Source organism: Alcanivorax sp. DP30 (assembly GCF_009882945.1).
Taxonomy (GTDB): Bacteria; Pseudomonadota; Gammaproteobacteria; order Pseudomonadales; family Alcanivoracaceae; genus Alcanivorax.
Genome location: NZ_WTUY01000002.1, coordinates 43685 through 61452, shown reverse-complemented (window position 1 = coordinate 61452; position 17768 = coordinate 43685). Strand labels below are relative to the sequence as shown.

At 57.7% G+C, this 17768-nt stretch carries 19 protein-coding genes; 10 read left to right on the top strand and 9 right to left on the bottom strand.

The window, feature by feature from the left end:
- Window positions 1–14: 14 nt before the first annotated feature.
- The 6 genes from GQF00_RS00865 to GQF00_RS00840 all read right to left on the bottom strand — a co-directional run bounded on the left by GQF00_RS00865 (window position 15) and on the right by GQF00_RS00840 (window position 5711).
- Window positions 15–368, bottom strand: coding sequence for a DUF2834 domain-containing protein (locus GQF00_RS00865; protein ID WP_161317132.1), 354 nt, complete (start codon window positions 366–368; stop codon window positions 15–17).
- A 165-nt stretch (window positions 369–533) separates the two neighbouring features.
- Window positions 534–905 carry a hypothetical protein gene (locus GQF00_RS00860; RefSeq protein WP_161317130.1) on the bottom strand — a complete coding sequence of 124 codons (372 nt, stop codon included), beginning with the start codon at window positions 903–905 and terminating at the stop codon, window positions 534–536.
- A 177-nt stretch (window positions 906–1082) separates the two neighbouring features.
- Window positions 1083–1685, bottom strand: a complete 603-nt coding sequence (locus GQF00_RS00855) for a hypothetical protein (RefSeq protein ID WP_161317128.1) — start codon at window positions 1683–1685, stop codon at window positions 1083–1085.
- Between the two features lie 32 nt (window positions 1686–1717).
- Window positions 1718–2389, bottom strand: a complete 672-nt coding sequence (locus GQF00_RS00850; protein ID WP_161317126.1) for a triacylglycerol lipase — start codon at window positions 2387–2389, stop codon at window positions 1718–1720.
- Between the two features lie 159 nt (window positions 2390–2548).
- The gene (locus tag GQF00_RS00845) at window positions 2549–4168 is read right to left on the bottom strand and encodes a hypothetical protein (RefSeq protein ID WP_161317123.1); all 1620 of its coding nucleotides are present in this window, start codon (window positions 4166–4168) and stop codon (window positions 2549–2551) included.
- A 418-nt stretch (window positions 4169–4586) separates the two neighbouring features.
- Window positions 4587–5711 (bottom strand): aminotransferase class V-fold PLP-dependent enzyme, encoded by a 1125-nt coding sequence (locus tag GQF00_RS00840; RefSeq protein ID WP_161317121.1) that lies wholly within the window; start codon window positions 5709–5711, stop codon window positions 4587–4589.
- Between the two features lie 331 nt (window positions 5712–6042).
- On the opposite strand from GQF00_RS00840, the gene rsxA reads away from it, so the two are divergent.
- The 6 genes from rsxA to GQF00_RS00810 all read left to right on the top strand — a co-directional run bounded on the left by rsxA (window position 6043) and on the right by GQF00_RS00810 (window position 12771).
- Window positions 6043–6627 (top strand): electron transport complex subunit RsxA, encoded by a 585-nt coding sequence (gene rsxA / locus GQF00_RS00835; protein ID WP_035229429.1) that lies wholly within the window; start codon window positions 6043–6045, stop codon window positions 6625–6627.
- A gap of 58 nt (window positions 6628–6685) precedes the next feature.
- Window positions 6686–7270: an electron transport complex subunit RsxB gene (gene rsxB, locus GQF00_RS00830; protein WP_161317119.1), complete on the top strand. Its 585-nt coding sequence runs from the start codon at window positions 6686–6688 to the stop codon at window positions 7268–7270.
- A gap of 79 nt (window positions 7271–7349) precedes the next feature.
- Window positions 7350–10271, top strand: coding sequence for an electron transport complex subunit RsxC (gene rsxC / locus GQF00_RS00825; RefSeq protein WP_161317117.1), 2922 nt, complete (start codon window positions 7350–7352; stop codon window positions 10269–10271).
- A 121-nt stretch (window positions 10272–10392) separates the two neighbouring features.
- On the top strand, window positions 10393–11415 hold the full coding sequence (rsxD, locus tag GQF00_RS00820) for an electron transport complex subunit RsxD (RefSeq protein ID WP_161317115.1): 1023 nt from the start codon (window positions 10393–10395) through the stop codon (window positions 11413–11415).
- A 2-nt stretch (window positions 11416–11417) separates the two neighbouring features.
- Window positions 11418–12065, top strand: a complete 648-nt coding sequence (gene rsxG, locus GQF00_RS00815) for an electron transport complex subunit RsxG (RefSeq protein WP_161317112.1) — start codon at window positions 11418–11420, stop codon at window positions 12063–12065.
- Window positions 12058–12771: an electron transport complex subunit E gene (locus tag GQF00_RS00810; protein ID WP_161317110.1), complete on the top strand. Its 714-nt coding sequence runs from the start codon at window positions 12058–12060 to the stop codon at window positions 12769–12771. The genes rsxG and GQF00_RS00810 overlap by 8 nt, the downstream gene beginning before the upstream one ends.
- A gap of 282 nt (window positions 12772–13053) precedes the next feature.
- Here the strand turns inward: GQF00_RS00810 and GQF00_RS00805 are convergent, their stop codons facing one another.
- Window positions 13054–13485, bottom strand: coding sequence for a hypothetical protein (locus tag GQF00_RS00805; RefSeq protein WP_161317108.1), 432 nt, complete (start codon window positions 13483–13485; stop codon window positions 13054–13056).
- Window positions 13486–13614: 129 nt separating this feature from the next.
- Here GQF00_RS00805 and GQF00_RS00800 point away from each other — a divergent pair, with 129 nt between their 5' ends.
- The 4 genes from GQF00_RS00800 to GQF00_RS00785 all read left to right on the top strand — a co-directional run bounded on the left by GQF00_RS00800 (window position 13615) and on the right by GQF00_RS00785 (window position 16146).
- A complete protein-coding gene (locus GQF00_RS00800; protein ID WP_161317106.1) occupies window positions 13615–14175 on the top strand; it encodes a hemerythrin domain-containing protein in 561 nt (186 codons plus the stop codon).
- A 127-nt stretch (window positions 14176–14302) separates the two neighbouring features.
- On the top strand, window positions 14303–14839 hold the full coding sequence (locus GQF00_RS00795) for a glycine zipper 2TM domain-containing protein (protein ID WP_161317104.1): 537 nt from the start codon (window positions 14303–14305) through the stop codon (window positions 14837–14839).
- 201 nt (window positions 14840–15040) lie between these two features.
- Complete coding sequence (nth, locus tag GQF00_RS00790; RefSeq protein WP_161317102.1) at window positions 15041–15679, top strand: endonuclease III; 639 nt, start codon at window positions 15041–15043, stop codon at window positions 15677–15679.
- 38 nt (window positions 15680–15717) lie between these two features.
- On the top strand, window positions 15718–16146 hold the full coding sequence (locus GQF00_RS00785) for a DUF3617 family protein (protein ID WP_161317101.1): 429 nt from the start codon (window positions 15718–15720) through the stop codon (window positions 16144–16146).
- A 257-nt stretch (window positions 16147–16403) separates the two neighbouring features.
- On the opposite strand, the gene GQF00_RS00780 is transcribed toward GQF00_RS00785, so the two are convergent.
- Together GQF00_RS00780 and GQF00_RS00775 are read right to left on the bottom strand one after the other, a co-directional pair.
- The gene (locus tag GQF00_RS00780; RefSeq protein WP_161317099.1) at window positions 16404–17144 is read right to left on the bottom strand and encodes a dienelactone hydrolase family protein; all 741 of its coding nucleotides are present in this window, start codon (window positions 17142–17144) and stop codon (window positions 16404–16406) included.
- A 128-nt stretch (window positions 17145–17272) separates the two neighbouring features.
- Window positions 17273–17680, bottom strand: a complete 408-nt coding sequence (locus GQF00_RS00775; protein ID WP_161317097.1) for a DUF1330 domain-containing protein — start codon at window positions 17678–17680, stop codon at window positions 17273–17275.
- Window positions 17681–17768 lie beyond the last annotated feature (88 nt).

Below are 17768 nucleotides of genomic sequence, written 5' to 3'. Positions count from 1 at the left end.
CAGGCACACTCAGGTCAGGAGATGGATTCCCGGCTGACGGCTAACGCCCGCTGCCGGGCAATCAGAAACACCGGAAACATCACCGCAATGGCAATCATCCCTGACAGAACGATATACACCCACACATGGCGCACACCCACGCGGCGAGCCTCATAGATCATGAAGATAAAAGCAGACAGGCAAACCAGCAGAATATCGTTGGCGATCGAAGCCGCTGCATGGTTCACATACAAGGCCTCAATAAAGGTAATCAGATTCAGGCTTCCGGTCTCCATCATGAAAGCAATGTTGTTGCTCCAGGTGGCGAAAAGCGCCACCACCGCGATGGCCGCGTAGACCCAGCACAGGACGGTTTCGTTCTTGCTCATTGGCACTCCCGTTATTCTCGCTATCGAGTAACTAAAGCCTAATCCCTTGAGAGCAAGCGGACCAAACTGGAAATAACCAGGAAAGCATGTTTCGAGTCAGAAAACTTGACTGCAGCCCTCAGGGCGACAAGGCGGCAAAGACTGCGCCGCCGGCTAGCAGGGCCGCTACAGCCCCAGATAAGCCGCAATCAGGAACGCATCCCCCTGCCCTTCCTGCTTGCCGAAATAACTCACCGGGTCACGCTGATCGTCCTCAATAGCACCTACTTCGCAATCCACAGCGTACTTCTTGGCAATTTCATTGAAGAAGGTCACCAACGGCTTCAATTCCGCCTTCTTTTTCACCGGTTGGCTAACCCCCAGTACCCAGTCCTCACACTCCTCGCTGTCGCACTCATTCATCAGCACAGCACTGGCTGCTTCATTCTCTTCCACATAGGCCTGCAAGGTAGCCTGCAGCTCTGGCCGATTACGCTTGAGCTTTTTTTCCTGTTTTTCATCAAGGCCGTCACAGGCCACGAGGAGATAAACGAGCATGGGGAATCCGGGGCTGGGAGTGTGGCGACTACTTTATCACATCATGAACCTGGGAAGGGCTGGACTAGATCTGTGCGGGAATCGCACGCCCAAGCATTGTCTCGGGACCATGAATCTATTCACGCCCCGGGAAAACCGGACCGGATTATCCATATTCCGAAACCAACAAGGAGAGCATCATCTCCCATCATCTGCTAAAGCCAATAGCTGTGCTTTCAAAATCCGGATAGTCTCACCCAGGGCCGAAGTCAGCATGAGTTGGTCTGTGGGGGAAAACTCTTCGAAATACTCACCCAACTGCTCAAAGTAGAGAAACTCCAGAAAATGCTCTCCATAAGCCACGCACATATTATTGTGCGGCATGTCGCAGAACTGGATCATATCTGTGACCGTGTTGAATGCTTCCACCTGACGCCAGAACAGGGTGCTTTTGTCTTCACGGCGTGAACCGGTGATGAGCCACTGCGTCAAGGCCCATTGACTCAGCCGTTCACTCTCCGCCTTGTTGCCCCTCTGCTTTTCAAGATAGGCCAGTAACAGCATTGCCTTACAGGCAGCTTCTGCGCGGTCCCAGCGGGATTTTTCCAGAGGAATGTGCTCCGCGTACTCACGCAGAATGTCGCAAGCTTCATCGGCTCGCCCGCTGACCGTCAGCCAGGCACAAAGCAGATTCGCTTCTTCAATGGTGGCAGCTTGTGTCGGTTTGAACGTGTTCCTGAGCGATCTCTTTTTCTGCCGTAGAAAAGCGCTGTCCTCTTCCTTATCGATAATATTCAGCATCAATTCCTGTCCCACTCAATAAAAAGATGCAGCTAACCCTCTTCCCTCTCAGGCTTTTGCGGATAGTCAAAGGCGCCGGTTGCCAGAAATATTCTCACTTGCTCGATGACAGTCTCGTTGCGCATCATGAACGGATGCGTCACCGGCAGCACAAGATGGTCGTGCATGCCTTTTACCTTCGTCCTCTCCACAGTGACCTTGCCGTCGTTGGGACCCGGCAGCATGGTGGAAAGAAGCAGGTTGACGGTCCGGTTGCCGGCGATGACCCCCAGAGAGAAATCCACCGGTCCCAGGTTCCCGGGCAGGCTGTCCGGAGCAGTGCTCATCTGGCTTCCTGCAGGACCATTGACCCAGCGAAATGGCGCCCAACCACCGAGATGGTCCACCACTTCACTCCCCTGGTTGGGCGGTCCGAGCATGACGGCACGACCCAGGCGCGGGATGGTGTTCTGGCTGAGGTACTGCCGCAACAGAATGCCACCCATGGAATGGGTGACGAAATGGATGCTGCCGGTGTTCGGACATTGCGCCAGCGCTTTTGGCAGGGTCTGGGCTGCAAGCTCGGGAATGTCATGGCGGGTGGAGGGGTAGCCTTGATTGATCACGGTATAGCCGTGTTCGGTGAGAGCTTTCTCCATTTTTGTCATGGCACGAGCGGTACGAGCCAAACCGTGCAGCAGGATTACACTGTCCTGAGTAGGCATCCCTTCCCCCGCCAATTGAGCACAAAAAAGGAGCCAAACGGGCTCCCGCGTAACCGGTAAATTTCAACCAGTCCTGAAGGCTTATGTCGCCCATGCTACAGATCAACCAGCGGTGAGCACTGCCGCACTAATTGTACGGCAGTGGAGCAGGCTATTGCTTTACCTTGCCCGAACTCTTGCAAAGGCAACCAGCATGATCAACAGCATCACTGGGCCACTGCTACCACCACTACTGCTGCTGTTAGAGCGATCATTGACGCCAGAAGATTCAGAAACCGACGTCTTCAACGCAAATCGCTCTATTACCATACTGCTATCCATGTTGAACGCAAACCGGTAGTGATCGCTATCAACGCTACCCAGATAGCGCCAGGTATTATCAGGGGTATTCGGACTGGTGGGCGAAGGGTAGGTACCACTGCCACCCATCAGTTTCGTTTCACCTGAGGCCAGGTCAACCTTGATCATTGCGGTGATAGGGGGCCCCTCTTCGTTCTGACTATAGGCCGTCACAGACACAAGGACTTCCGATGTCGTGAGCGCATCCAACTTTGCCGCATTCAGAACCCAGCCTTCTGCGATCAGGTCTGCAAACGATTCAGCCAACAATGACTCCCAGGTCTCACCATTGTTTTCGCTGAGCAGCACATCGCTGTCGGTCACCAGCAACATCGCATTACCTATTGTCTCGAAGTCAGCAATACCATCATTCTCCGGCAAGGCGGATACAACCTGAAGCCCCGACTCAGCGTTTAGCATTTTCTTGTAGAAACCACTGCTTTCCATATCGCCACCAATCGCGACATAGAGAACATCATCTTTGACGAGGGCCGCAACGTCCTCAAGCTCATCCGAGGTTTCCAGCAGGGTTGAATCGATCCAGTCAGTCTCGCCCACCTGTACCAGACGCAGCGCTGAACCATCAACGCCCAGCAACATCACCTCGCCATTCTCAGCCGTTACCGTGCCCAGGAAATACATCTCCAGTGAGCTGGCCATGCCCGGCTCTTCCCCAAGAGGGGTAAAGCGGCTTTCATCATCGCTGTTGGAGAGGTAATAGGCTTCCGGCATACGCTCTTCGAGCACGATCAGCACCCAACGGTTACTACCTTCATCAAGCGACAAAGACACAATCTCCGAGCCGGCAACACCCGTAGCAAAAGGGGTCCATGCAAGGCCATCCGTGGTCGCAGCAATGACGACATCATCATCAGACACTACCGGGAATAGCAGCTCATTACCCTCAACAACAGGCGTCCCTTCTGAATCAACAAATAAAGGAAAATCTGTATCGCTAGTGACCTCGTTTCCATCAAAAGAAAAAGTGGTGATCGGCCGCCCGGACAAACCGGATACCAACAACTTGCCGTTAAAAGAAGTAGAAGCATACTCACGGCGTTGCGATGGCCCTTCCATAAAACTAAATGTAAAAGTCAACGGACTTTCATCAACCAGTCTTGTCGGCTCGCCAGCAGGAATACTTCCGGGGAAGATGTCTTGCACGGTCAAGGCACTCATAGTCTCATCAACATCTAACCCGAGGGTGGAGGCAATCTGCACAGGATCGACCAGATTGGCCGGCGTAATCGTCCAGGTCACGGTGCCCTGGGTATCATCACCCAATGCTGTGGTGGTAGAGAATGCGGAGTAACACGTCCAAGACGCCCCTTCACGAGGGAAGGCACTTTGCAGTGAAAGAGCCGCGGCCGACTGCTCGGTAATTGCCAAGACCGGAGGCTCAGACAGGTTTGTTGTAATCTCGGCGTCTACCTGATGCATCCAATTATCCGGAAGCGACAAGCAGCTTGTCGGGTTAAAAGACTGGGAGCCTGAATCCCCTGAGAATGAATCGGTTGTCATACTTCGATTCAGAGTGAATGCGGAGTCGGATTGTACAGCCTGATTAGTATCTGCCAGCTCCCATTTACAGCCGGCGATCAACAACAGCAGGCTCCCGCCTACCAATAGACGACCTGAAAATTGCATGGTATCCCCCAAAAGGATTCAGTCGGTTTTTTATCTTCCAGTCAGCGCCGCCACCCCAATGGAGGCCCAACCCTGTCACAAGTAACCTGTGAACTGATTCAAATATTTGCACTGCCTACAAGATAAGTAAAGCCGAATTGTCAGTTGCCTCATCATTGGGGAGGAATGGTTTAAGAGGCAGTGGCCAGCTTGGCCACTGCCGACGGCCGGATCAAAGCTTGTCCAGCGCGCTTTTCAGGCGCGCCACCGCGGCATCCACATCACCCAGCTTGTCCAGCCCGAACAGCCCCACGCGGAAGGTCTTGAAGTCTGCCGGTTCGTCGCACATCAGCGGCACGCCACCCGCGGTTTGCAAACCGAGCTTCACAAAGGCGGCACCGCTCTTGATGGCATCATCCGTGGTGTAGGACACCACCACGCCGGGGGCCTCAAAGCCCTCGGCGGCAACACTCTCGAAACCATGACTGGCCAACAGTTCCCTTACCGCCATACCCAGTTTCCACTGGCGTTCCTTGACGGCAGTGAGGCCCTCATGAATCGTTTCCAGCATGGTGTCACGGAAGCCACGCAGGGCATCGGTGGGCATGGTGGCGTGGTAAGCATGGCCACCGTTTTCGTAGGCAACCATGATGTCGCGCCACTTTTTCAGGTCGGCAGCGAAGCTGGTAGAGGTGGTTTCCTGAAGACGTGCCTCGGCAGCCTCACTCATCATCACCAGAGCGCTGCAAGGGGAGGAGCTCCAGCCCTTCTGCGGGGCGCTGATCAGCACATCAACACCCACCTTCTTCATATCCACCCAGATGGTGCCGGAAGCAATGCAGTCCAGCACGAACAACCCGCCCACACTGTGCACCGCATCGGCCACCTGCTTGAGGTAATCGTCCGGGAGGATGATGCCGGAAGCCGTTTCCACATGAGGGGCAAAAACCACCCCCGGTTTTTCGGCCTTGATGGTGGCGACCACGTCCTCAATGGGGGCCGGAGCAAATGGCGCACGAGGGGCATCACCTGTGGGACGGGCCTTGAGCACCGTTTCCGATGCGGGAATGCTCCCCATCTCGAAGATCTGACTCCAGCGGAAGCTGAAGAAGCCATTGCGTATCACCAGGCAGTGCTGGCCGGTGGCAAACTGCCGGGCCACGGCCTCCATCCCGAAGCTGCCCCCGCCGGGCACTACTGCCACGCAATGGCCGTTATACACCTTCTTGAGATTGTCCGAGATATCCCGCATTACCTGCTGGAACTGCTGGGACATGTGGTTCAGGGAACGGTCCGTAAAGACCACGGAATATTCCAGCAATCCGTCTCGGTCAAAATCGCGGGGCAAATCTGTCACGGGCGTGCTCTCCTGGCTTGTGCACCGGGTCGGGTGTTGGTGCGTTATCGTCGTGGCCTCTCTGGATACTGGATTGCAAGGTTGAGCGCAAGTTTCAAGGCTTCCTGTGGTGGTAAAATGCACAGCAGGCCCGTGTCAGGGGGTCAATGTGGCAACCCGGGCAAAACGTTAAGCTTATGCATTATCATTCTTGAGCCTTTGCAGGGGCTCACGCATACTATGCGGCCCTGAAAATCCGGGGATCTCGGGGTAAACCCTTGTTTGCGCTAGCGCTCAACAAGGGCTAGTCGGAGCGTCCTCATCACCGCGTTTATCCCGCGAGCAAGGTGAAATGACCGAATACGTCCTGATACTGATCAGCGCAGTGCTGGTTAACAACTTTGTTCTGGTGCAATTCCTCGGATTGTGTCCGTTCATGGGGGTCTCGAACAAGATCGAGACAGCCATGGGCATGTCCCTGGCAACGACCTTTGTGCTGACCCTGTCTTCCGTGCTCGCCTACCTGACCTGGGCCTACATTCTGGTGCCCTTCGAGCTGGAATACCTGCGTACCATCAGTTTCATTCTGGTGATCGCGGTAGCCGTGCAGTTCACCGAAATGTTCGTAAAGAAGGCCAGCCCGCTGCTGTACCGGGTGCTGGGTGTGTTCCTGCCCTTGATCACCTCCAACTGTGCCGTGCTGGGGGTGGCCCTGCTGAACGTTCGCCAGGAAGACGCCACCTTCATGTCGTCGCTGACCTATGGATTTGGCGCAGCGCTGGGTTTTTCCCTGGTTTTGGTGCTGTTTGCCGCCATGCGTGAGCGCATTGCCGTCGCCGACGTGCCCGAGGCCTTCCGCGGCCCCAGCATCGGCCTGATCACCGCTGGCTTGATGTCGCTGGCGTTCATGGGATTCTCGGGGCTGATCAAACTATGAATGTACGCCAGAGGCCTGACGCTCAACGCCTGACGCTGGCTGCACGCGGAGCCAGCCTATGACCGCCGTACTGATTGCTGTTGCTGCCCTGCTGGGGCTGGCCGCCGTCTTTGGTGCCATCCTGGGTTTCGCCTCGGAGAAGTTCAAGGTGGAAGGCGATCCTATCGTCGAGCAGATCGACGGGTTGCTGCCGCAGACTCAGTGTGGCCAGTGCGGCCACCCCGGCTGCCGCCCCTATGCCGAAGCCATTGCCGAAGGCGAAGACCATAACCGTTGTCCGCCAGGTGGCCAGGACACCGTCGACGCGCTGACCGATCTGCTCGGGCGTGACGAGCTGACGCTGGACGATGACGGCGCCGAAGACGCCGACGTGGCCAAGGTGGCCTATATCCGCGAGGACGAGTGCATCGGTTGCACCAAGTGCATTCAGGCCTGTCCCGTGGACGCCATTGTCGGTGCCGCCAAGCTGATGCATACCGTCATTGTTGACGAATGCACCGGTTGCGACCTGTGTGTGGAACCCTGCCCGGTGGACTGCATCGATATCGTGCCGGTAAAACCGACCCTGCAGACCTGGGGCTGGAATCGCCCCGCCGGCATCGGTCAGCGCCCGGACAGCCGCATTGAGGTGGTGAATTTATGAAACGTTGCACGCCTCACGTAACACGTAACACGCTTCCACTTCGCATCCGGACCGCTCCGGGCAGTAGCGAGGGCAGGAAATGAGCCAGATGGAAGCTGCAAAGACCAGGAAACCGACGTCAATTTTTGCGCGTCTGGCGCTGGGTATCCGTCGCCCGGCGGCGGTCCATGACTTCCACGGCGGTATTCATCCGCCGGAGATGAAGCATCTTTCCAACGGTACCGATATTGCGCCCGGCCCCCTGCCCGCTCAGTTGATCTTGCCACTGAACATGCACATCGGAGCTCCGGCCAAGCCGCTGGTAGAGCCCGGTGACAAGGTGCTCAAGGGGCAGATGATTGCCGAGCCCGCTGGTGCCGTCAGCGCTGCCATCCATGCGCCTACTTCAGGCACGGTGAGCGCCATCGGTCCGCGCCCCATCCAGCACCCCTCCGGGATGGATGCCATCTGTATCGTGATCGACACGGATGGCAAGGATGAGTGGATCCCCCATGGCGGGATCAGCGACTACACCGAAATGAGCCCCGGGGAAGTGGTGGATACCATTCGCCATGCAGGCATCGCCGGCATGGGCGGCGCCGGTTTCCCCACCAGCATCAAAGTGAACCTGGGCGACCACCAGCGAGTGGAAGAACTGGTGATTAATGCGGTGGAGTGTGAGCCGTATATCACCGCCGATGACCGTCTTATGCGCGAACGCGCCGACGAAATCATCACCGGCATTCATATTCTGCAGTACCTGCTGAACCCGCGCCGGACTCTCCTCGGCATCGAAGACAACAAGCCGGAAGCCATCAAGGCGCTCAAGCAGGCCTGCAAGGGCTGCGATATCGAAATTCGCGTGGTGCCCACCAAGTATCCCTCCGGCGGTGAGAAACAGCTGATCCAGCTGGTCACCGGCAAGGAAGTGAAAAGTGGCCAGCTACCTGCCCATGTGGGGGTGGTGTGCCAGAATGTGGGCACCGCCTTCGCCATCAAACGCGCGGTCATTAATGGCGAGCCACTGATCCAGCGGATCACCACCCTCACCGGGGACGGCGTTGCCCGGCCCGGCAACTATGACGTGTTGATCGGCACCCCTGTTAGCGACCTGCTCCGCCACGGCGGGGTAGATCCGGACAAACTGGGCCGGCTGGTCATGGGCGGCCCCATGATGGGCTTTACCCTGCATAATCCCGGCGTGCCGCTGGTCAAAACCAGCAACTGTATCATTGCCGCCAGCCCGGAAGAGCTGCCTGAGCCGCCCCCGGAGCAACCCTGTATCCGTTGTGGCTCCTGCGCTGAAGTGTGCCCGGCAAACCTGCTGCCCCAGCAGCTGTACTGGCACGCTAAAAACGACGATCTGGAAAAGGCCCAGCACCATAACCTGATGGACTGCATCGAGTGCGGTGCCTGTGCCTATGTCTGCCCGAGCCATATTCCGTTGGTGCAGTATTACCGTTATGCCAAGGGCGCGGTGCGCCAGCAGGCGGCCGACCAGCTCAAGGCTGACAAGGCTCGTCAGCGCTTTGAAGCCCGCCAGGCCCGTATCGATGCTGAAAAGGCCGAGAAGGAAGCCCGTCGTCAGGCGCGCCTGGAAGCCAACCGCAAGAAGAAAGAAGCCGCGGCAACGCCCTCCGTTGATACCGCTGCGCTAAAGCAAGCCTCCCTGGAAGCGTCCAAGGCGTACAAAGCCGCCGTCAAGGCAGCAAAAGCGGCGGATGCCGAGGGCGCCGAAAACGCCGCGGAACTGAAAGCAGAGGCGGATCGCCTCAAGGAGATTGCCGACAAGGCCAAGGCCGCCGTTCGTGATGCCGGCAACGCGGCCCCTGCCCCAGCCCCCGCCGAAGACATTGTCAGCAAGCTGAAAAAGCAGGTCGGCGATGCATCCAGTGCCTACAAAACAGCCGTGAAAGCGGCCAAGGAAGCGGAAGCCAACGGCGATGACAATGCCAGCGAACTGCGCGCCAGAGCAGACGAACTGAAAGCCACCGCCGACAAATTCAAAGCAGAACTGCGTGATGCGAAGGCAAACGCACCCGCTACCGCGCCGGCGGCGCCCCAGGCGGATCCCGTAGCGGAGCTGAAAAAGCAGGTTGGCGATGCCTCCTCCGCCTACAAGGCTGCAGTAAAAGCCGCCAAGGAAGCCGAGGCCAATGGCGACGACAATGCCGCCGAACTTCGCGCCAAGGCAGACGAACTGAAAGCCAGCGCCGATCAGCTCAAGGCCGAGCTGCGCGATGCCAAGGCCAATGCGCCTGCTGCTCCTGCTCCGGCAGCGGCTCCCGCGGACCCTCTCACCGAGCTGAAGAAGAAGGTCGGTGAAGTGTCCTCTGCCTACAAGGCCGCCGTGAAAGCCGCCAGGGAAGCCGAGGAAGCCGGCGCGGACAACGCCGCCGAGCTTCGTGCCCAGGCGGACACGCTCAAGGCCGATGCGGACCACTGGAAAGCCGAACTGCGTGACGCCAAGGCCTCGGCACCGGCTACCCCCAAGGCACCGCCGGCACCAACGGACGCACCGAAGGTCGCAGAGACCACCGCACCGCAATCATTGAAAGCCGTAGACCCGGACGCCGCCGCCAAGCGCCAGAAGCGGCTCAAGGGCCTGAAAACCGCCTATAACATGGCACACAAGCAGTACAAGGAAGCTCACGCGGCTTTCGAGCGTGCCGAACGCAAAGAGGAAGTCAGTGCCGACGAGCTCAACGCCATGCAGCAGAAGGTGGACAAGCTCAAGGCCAAGGCCGACAACGCCCGTGACGCGCTGGATGCATTAGTGGAAGACGCCAAGGCAGACATCCGTGCCCACACCGGCAAGGATCTCAAGACCCTCAAGCTGGAAGCCGCCCGTGCGGAAAGTGCACTGGCCGACAAGAAAATCGAACTGGACAAACTGGTCAGCAGCAGTAGCGAGGACGCCCTTGAAGCCTTGAACTCCGAGCTCAAGGCGCTGGAGTCCGAAGCACAGATTGCCCGCAAGGCGCTCAAACAAGCGCTGGAAGAACAGGGGTTGGTGGAATGAATGAACACCTGATGCTGGACGCCGGACCCCGGACGCCCGCCTTTCCCGCCGCAGGAGCTTGCCTGCAAGCGAAGCCCCCTGAATTGCGACAGGGTCTTTTCGCTTGCAACGGAGTGAGCCAATGAGCCTGATTACCTCCACGTCCCCCCATGCATCGGTGAAGAACAACACCGGCGCCTTTATGCGCCAGGTGATCTACGCCACCCTCCCCGGCCTTGCGGTACTGACCTGGCAATTTGGCTGGGGGTCGGTGATCAATGTGCTGTGGGCTGTCGCCGTCGCCGTGGGGTGTGAAGCCCTGTTCCTGAAAGCCCGTGGCCGTCACGTTGGCTTTTACCTGAAAGATTTCAGCGCAGTACTCACCGCCGTGCTGCTGGGTCTGGCCCTGCCGCCGACTGCGCCCTGGTGGCTCACCCTGGTGGGCGTCGGCTTTGCCATCATCGTCGCCAAGCAGCTTTATGGTGGCCTGGGCATGAACCCCTTCAACCCCGCCATGGTCGGCTATGTGCTGCTGCTGATTTCCTTCCCGGTGGCCATGACCCAATGGGTCGCCCCCGGTGAAGCACCCAGTTTCATGCAAAGCCTGCAACTGTTTACCGGTCAGTTGCCGGTGGACGGCCTGAGCGGCGCAACACCGCTGGACACCTTCCGGACCTGGGCTGGCAATGAAAGTGAACTCGCCAGCCATGGCATTCTGCACGGCGACATTGCCGGGCAAGGCTGGGAATGGGTCAACCTGGCCTTCCTGCTTGGCGGCCTGTACCTGATCAGCCGCAAGATCATTACCTGGCATATTCCCGCCGGCTTCCTGGCGGGGATCGCTGCACCAGCCTTTATTGCCTGGCAAATCGATCCGGCACGCTTTGCCGATCCGCTATTCCATCTGTTGTCCGGCGGCGCCATGCTGGGGGCGTTCTTTATCGCCACCGATCCGGTAAGCGCCGCCACCAGCCGTATGGGCCGTCTGGTCTATGCCCTGCTGATTGGCGTGCTGATCTGGGTCATCCGCAGCTTTGGCGGCTACCCGGATGCGGTAGCGTTCTCGGTGCTGCTGCTCAACCTGAGCGCACCCTTCATTGATTATTACACCCAGCCCCGCACCTACGGCCATGACAAGCCCAACCGTGGCACGGGAGGCGCCTGATCATGATGCGTTATGCCATTACCAAAAACGCGGTGATCCTCAGCCTGTTTGCCATCGGCACCGCAGCCACGCTGGCCATCACCAACTCGCTGACCATCGGCAAGGTGGAGTGCAATCGCCAACAGGCGCTAATGACGTCCCTGAACGAGGTGATGCCCCACGACCAGCATGACAATGACCTGATTGCTGACCGCATTACGGTCACTGATCCCCTGCTGGGCCGCAGTGAACAGCATATTTATCGGGCACGTCTCAACGGCGAGCCCAGCGGTGCGGTGCTGGAGACCACTGCCCCGGACGGCTACGGTGGCAACATTGCCCTGATCGTCGGTGTGGACACCGAGGGATCTGTCCAGGGCGTGCGCGTGGTACCACCGCACAATGAGACTCCCGGTCTCGGCGACAATATCGAAACGAAAAAGTCCGACTGGATTTACAGTTTCAATGGCCGTTCTCTGGAAAATCCGGACCAAGCAGGCTGGGCTGTGAAGAAAGATGGGGGCGAGTTCGACAGCTTCACCGGGGCCACTATTACCCCGCGGGCAGTGGTCGGCGCGGTGCACCGTGCGCTGCAATATTTTGACGCCAACCGCGACAGCCTGTTTGCGGCAAATGCCGAAGCGGTCGCGGCGGAGGTCTGCGATGAGTGATGTGAACTACAAGAAAATCAGTATGGACGGGTTGTGGAACAACAATCCTGCCACGGTGCAGATTCTCGGCCTGTGTCCGCTACTGGCCGTCACCGGCTCCGTGGTGAATGCGTTGGGGCTGGGGCTGGCGACGCTGGTGGTATTGGTGGGCTCCAATGTGTGCGTGTCCCTGATTCGCAACTATGTCACCGACGCCGTGCGTCTGCCCGCCTTCGTGATGATCATTGCGGCCATGACCACGGTGATCGAAATGCTGATGCAGGCCTTTACCTTCGAGCTGTATGAGATCCTCGGCATCTTCATCCCGTTGATCGTCACCAACTGCACCGTGCTGGGCCGGGCCGATGCCTTTGCCAGCAAGAACCCGGTCCTGCCTGCCGCCCTGGACGGCTTCATGATGGGCCTGGGCTTCCTGGTCATTCTGCTGATTCTCGGCGGCATGCGCGAACTGGTCGGCCAGGGCACCCTGTTCACCAACATGCAGTTGTTGTTCGGCCCCATGGCCGCCAACTGGCAGCTCAACGTGATCGACAACTACGGCGGTTTCCTGCTCGCCATCCTGCCCCCCGGCGCCTTCCTCGGGCTTGGTTTAATCATTGCCGGCAAGAACGTGATCGACAAGCGCCTGAAAGAAATCCAGAAAGCCAAAGCCAGCGATGAGCCCAAGGTAAGCCGCCGGGTACGGACGACGGGCAAGGTGAGTTAGAAGCAGCGAAAAGCTACAAGCCACAGGGCGCGGGAACGTCTGGTGTGAACTCTCCCGCCCTGCCCGCGGAAAGACGCATTCCGCACATGAAGACATCCCCCAAAGATTGAGATGTTTTTTGTGGGAGATTCAGTTTGCTGAACAAATGCAGTGCCAGCGTCTTCGTCCAGCAACGCCCTCAGAACGCTTTCCCTTAAAGGCGAGCCGTTGCCTCGGATCAGCGCCTGCGATCTATCAATCAGTCTCACTCGCACCTTGTAGCTTGCAGCTTGTATCTGCTTCCTACAGCACGATTGCTGCCATCAGCAGCGCCACCGCCATTACCCCATGCGGCAGAAACACATGGCGCATCCCCAGGATGCGAATCAGTTCGCGGGTCCCCCCCGCACGGCGGCTTTTTTCCCAGCTGAAGGCAGTCTGGAACGGCGCAATCTCGTCCACCTCGCCACGAAAGTGGGCCTCGATCTTTTCGATACGGGCATAGTGCGCCGACTGAAAGGCTTTCCAGTGCCCTTCCACCAGCCAGAACATCAGGCTGCCGAACACCCCTACCCAGAGCATGCCCGGACGATCAAAAAAAGCACCGGAGCCAGCGAGTATCCCTGCCAGCGTCACACTCCATGCCTTGATCGTCAGTGACTTCTGATCGAAGGAATCAATCAGATTGGTAAGATGGAAATACTCCGCTTCCAGTTGTTGGTCCTGTTGTGACATCCCTGCTCGTCTCCCCGCTTAAGCCCAATCCCCACAGGATCAGAAAGTCTGATCAAACGCCGCCATTTAACCTTATCCTTTTTCTCGAAACAAAATTGCACACTGGCTGGCAATCTGATGGAGTCCCTCATGTCATACATCCAGCCACCTTCCTGCCCGCTGCCAGAGTACGTACGGCAAGCCCTGTTTCCGCTGCCACGGGCACAATGGCGCGATCATGACAACTTTCTCACCAGTGACGCCCGGGCGCTGCTGCGTAATCATGACGGTTTGAAACAACAGGCCCGCCAGTATCATGGCGCCATACGGTATCTGACCAACCTTAGTGACCAGGATCGTAGCCATGAGGACAATCTGTCACTGCTCACGACGCTGCAGCAGCATTTACAAAGCCTGCTGCGCAACCTGCACAGCCATCATGGCTTTGAAGACAGCAGCGTCTTTCCTGCCGTCCGCCTCCAGCATCCGCGACTGAATCCCGCAATCGAGCTAATGGAGCAGGATCATGCGGCGCTGGATCAGTTGCTTGCCATGCTTCAGACCCGAAGCCAGGACTTGCCGGCTGCGCTGAGATTGCCGCAAAACCTGGAGCGGGCCCTTGCAGAGGCCGATAACCTCGAGCGTTTGCTGCACGGGCATATGCAAAACGAGGAGGAAATTCTGGTGCCGGCCTACCTGATTTACCGCTGAAAGCCCCACAAGGCAGCATGGCGCCCTCTTTTGAACACCACAGTTAACATTCTTTTGCATCTCGCTCCGAACCATTCCTGCCCGACGTCACTCGAACCGCTAAAGAATTGATAACTGGAGTTTCACCATGAAAAGCATAGCTGTTATCTCTCTCAGCCTGGCCGGTGCAATTGCTGTCGCCGGCGCGGGTTATGGTGCCTACCAGATCATGACCCCGGCCACGTCCGGCTACGCCACCGTCACCAAAGTGGAACCCATTGTGAAACGCTGGCAGGAGCCCCGTGAAAGCTGCCAAAACGTCACTGTCACCCGCCAAAAACCGGTAAAAGATGAACACCGGGTTGCCGGCAGTGTTGTCGGCGCAGTGATTGGTGGCGTTATCGGCCACCAGTTTGGTGGTGGCAGTGGCAAAGATGCCGCCACTGCTGGCGGGGCCATTGCAGGCGGCGTTGCGGGTAACCAGATCCAAAAGGGTATGCAGGAAAAGAACACCTACACCACTACCGAACAGCGCTGTAACACTGTCATGGAAAGCCGAAGCCGTACCGAAGGCTATGACGTGACTTATGTGTTCAACGAAGCGGAAGAAACCATTCGCTTGGACAAGAAGCCCGGTGAACGGCTGCGGATCAAGGAAGGCCAGGTGGTGACTGCCCGGCAGTAACCACCGCCGTCTCCCCCGCTTGCCCGAGGAAAGAAGGCGAAAGCGAGTAACGAGTTTCGAAAACCATTGGTTTGGGCCGCTTCAGGTTTTGCCGTTCGAAACTCGCTGCTCGGCAATCGACACTAATATATCCGGCCGGACCTGGCCCCCTGCCCCGCGCTGAATGATCCGGTATACTCCTCGCGAACTCAGGATATGGCCATGAATCGCGAGAAACGTACTGAAATTTTTACCCGCCTGCGGGACCAGAATCCGCACCCCACCACGGAACTGGAGTACAACTCGGACTTCGAGTTGCTGGTGGCTGTGGTGTTGTCCGCCCAAGCCACGGATGTGGGCGTCAACAAGGCCACCGCCAGGCTCTACCCGGAGGCCAACACGCCAGAAGCCATTTATGCCCTGGGTGTCGATGGACTAAAGCAGTACATCAAGACCATCGGCCTGTTCAATTCCAAGGCCGAGAACATCATCCAACTCTGCAAAATGCTGATTGACCTGCATGACAGCCAGGTACCGCGTACCCGGGAAGAGCTGGAAGCCCTCCCCGGCGTAGGGCGCAAGACAGCCAACGTGGTGCTCAACACCGCCTACGGCTATCCCACCATGGCCGTGGACACCCATATCTTCCGGGTTTCCAACCGCACCCGTATTGCCCCAGGCAAAAATGTGCTCGACGTCGAAAAACGGCTGGTGAAACTGGTACCGGAGGAGTTTCTGCGCGATGCTCATCACTGGCTGATTCTGCACGGTCGCTATGTGTGCACTGCCCGCAAACCCAAATGTGGCGAATGCCTTATTGCCGATCTGTGCGAGTTCCCGCCCAGTAAACGCACGGCCTGAGTTCAGGCTCGCCCTTCACGACAAAGAAAGGATTTATCATGAAATCTGCTCTGGTTGTAGTTTCCTCACTGCTATTGCTCTCCCCGCTGGCCCAGTCCGCCGAAATGGCAGCGGGCAAGTGGAACTTGACGGTGGAACTGAATGCTCCCGGTATTCCTGAAGAAATGCGCACGCAGGTACAGGAGGGTTGTATCTCCGTCGAAGAGGCAAAAGACCCGGAAGCCGCGCTGCGCAAAAGCTGGAAGAAAGATAATTGCAGTAACGGAGAAGCCAAACGCAGCGGTAACACGTTGAGTTGGAGTGCTGATTGTGTGATGCCTGACACCGACGCCGAAACCCAAATTTCCGGAAAAATGGTTATTCACAACACCAGGCACTACACCTCTGATCTCACCATGAAAGGCAACGACCACACAATGAAGACCCACATTGAAGGCAAGTGGGCGGCAAGTGAGTGTCAGGAATAACGACCGGCATCCGGCATGCATTAGCAGGTTTCCGCTTAAAGCAGAAACCTGAGCCGTGCACCACACGTTTCGGCCAGGCAAGCAGGCACCCCGCTTTCTTCAGGAAAGTCTGCTTGTTGGCCGAATAAGGCAGGACAATTCAGCGGCGACGGGTAGCCCGTAGCCCAAGACAGTGAACGCTCCTACAGCAGCTTCGTACAAAAGTTGAAAAACCGGTAACAACTCAGATTTGTTAAACAAGCCTGGCCTGCTTCTCACTAACCCGCTTTTATCTCCCCGGCAAATACCTTCTCGAAGAACACCAGCACCCGCTGCCAGCTGTCCTCAGACGCGCGGGCATCAAACTTCGAGCGCAGGGGCGGCAAGGGGCCCAGTTTCCTGAAAACAAAGCCCTGGTGGTTGTTCATGTAGGAATGCCCCACGTTATCGTAGGTCTTCACATCATGGGGCACGCCGAGCTTGTCCATATGGCTGGCCAGACGTTCACCGTGGTTGCCATAAAGCACATCATCACGGCCCCAGCCGCCCACAGCAGGACAGATGCCCCGCAACGTCTCCGGGTCTTTAGGAATTCCACCATAGAAAGGGGCCACCACCTGCACCGGTGCCTGGCTGGCATACAGCACGGCAAAACGTCCCCCCATGCAAAAGCCCATTACCCCCACCTGCTCCACCGGCTCCTCATCCTGATCCAGCAGCCAGTGACGACAGGCCTCCAGTTGTTCAAACGCTGCGCCCTTGCCAGTTTCGTGGGCCTTCAGTGTCTTCACCACGCACAACGGCTTGCTGTTAGGCAGGTCGTACAGGTCTGGCACCAGCACCGGATAGCCGTTATCCGCTAAACGTTGGGCAATCCGTTCTATGTCGTCGGTATAGCCAAAGATGTCATGAATGGCGATGACAGCGGCCTTGTGAGGGTTGGCTGTGTCAGGGCGCAACCAGCGGGCACGCATGGTATGGCCGCCGGGGATGGGAATACCTACAGGTTGGTTGGACATGGAAAAGCCAATTGATAATTAATAGTGAATAAAGAATAACGAAACCCAAAGGCTACTACCCGCGACAAATCCTGCCCCGGTTCAACCGGGCCACTCCACCATCCCAGCTATTCACTATTCAGGGAATGTCAGTTTTCCTGCATCGCAATCAAGCGGGCCTCTTCCAGCGCTGCAGTGCGGTGTTTGGTGGCCTGACGGTATTCCGGATCCGCCAGCATGCTGGCAAACGCCTGTTTGCTGGGGTAGCGGACCAGCAGGACGCTGTCCCATTTTTCCCCTTCCGGGGCAATCACGCCGGCCAGAGCACGGCCCTTCCAGACCATCTCGCCACCAACGCCCTGCACTTTGCCAAAGGCCACTTCAGAATACTTCTGGTAGGCCTCACGGCCGCTGTAATCCGCTTCACCATCCTTGTAGCGTGCGGTCTCCCGGTAACGAAGCAGGTTGAGCATGACGATGGGAGTATCATCCGGCAGGGAGGTCAGAATCGCCGGCAGGGTTGTGGGATTGGGATCGATGACAGGCTTGTCACTCATGGTCATTCCTTGTGTCTTGTTGGCTTTTAAACCTACTCTCTCAGGCTTGCCGGCCGCAAGACAGGGGTGGGGACGACACAAAGCCAGC

Excerpts from the sequence above, each read along its gene's own strand:
- GQF00_RS00810 (WP_161317110.1), top strand. The coding sequence starts at position 12,058 with ATGAGTGATGTGAACTACAAGAAAATCAGTATGGACGGGTTGTGGAAC.
- GQF00_RS00795 (WP_161317104.1), top strand. The coding sequence starts at position 14,303 with ATGAAAAGCATAGCTGTTATCTCTCTCAGCCTGGCCGGTGCAATTGCT.
- GQF00_RS00865 (WP_161317132.1), bottom strand. The coding sequence starts at position 368 with ATGAGCAAGAACGAAACCGTCCTGTGCTGGGTCTACGCGGCCATCGCG.
- GQF00_RS00855 (WP_161317128.1), bottom strand. The coding sequence starts at position 1,685 with ATGCTGAATATTATCGATAAGGAAGAGGACAGCGCTTTTCTACGGCAG.
- GQF00_RS00845 (WP_161317123.1), bottom strand. The coding sequence starts at position 4,168 with ATGCATCAGGTAGACGCCGAGATTACAACAAACCTGTCTGAGCCTCCG.
- GQF00_RS00850 (WP_161317126.1), bottom strand. The coding sequence starts at position 2,389 with ATGCCTACTCAGGACAGTGTAATCCTGCTGCACGGTTTGGCTCGTACC.
- rsxA (WP_035229429.1), top strand. The coding sequence starts at position 6,043 with ATGACCGAATACGTCCTGATACTGATCAGCGCAGTGCTGGTTAACAAC.
- GQF00_RS00805 (WP_161317108.1), bottom strand. The coding sequence starts at position 13,485 with ATGTCACAACAGGACCAACAACTGGAAGCGGAGTATTTCCATCTTACC.
- rsxG (WP_161317112.1), top strand. The coding sequence starts at position 11,418 with ATGATGCGTTATGCCATTACCAAAAACGCGGTGATCCTCAGCCTGTTT.
- GQF00_RS00800 (WP_161317106.1), top strand. The coding sequence starts at position 13,615 with ATGTCATACATCCAGCCACCTTCCTGCCCGCTGCCAGAGTACGTACGG.
- rsxB (WP_161317119.1), top strand. The coding sequence starts at position 6,686 with ATGACCGCCGTACTGATTGCTGTTGCTGCCCTGCTGGGGCTGGCCGCC.
- nth (WP_161317102.1), top strand. The coding sequence starts at position 15,041 with ATGAATCGCGAGAAACGTACTGAAATTTTTACCCGCCTGCGGGACCAG.
- GQF00_RS00785 (WP_161317101.1), top strand. The coding sequence starts at position 15,718 with ATGAAATCTGCTCTGGTTGTAGTTTCCTCACTGCTATTGCTCTCCCCG.
- GQF00_RS00775 (WP_161317097.1), bottom strand. The coding sequence starts at position 17,680 with ATGAGTGACAAGCCTGTCATCGATCCCAATCCCACAACCCTGCCGGCG.
- GQF00_RS00780 (WP_161317099.1), bottom strand. The coding sequence starts at position 17,144 with ATGTCCAACCAACCTGTAGGTATTCCCATCCCCGGCGGCCATACCATG.
- rsxD (WP_161317115.1), top strand. The coding sequence starts at position 10,393 with ATGAGCCTGATTACCTCCACGTCCCCCCATGCATCGGTGAAGAACAAC.
- GQF00_RS00860 (WP_161317130.1), bottom strand. The coding sequence starts at position 905 with ATGCTCGTTTATCTCCTCGTGGCCTGTGACGGCCTTGATGAAAAACAG.
- rsxC (WP_161317117.1), top strand. The coding sequence starts at position 7,350 with ATGAGCCAGATGGAAGCTGCAAAGACCAGGAAACCGACGTCAATTTTT.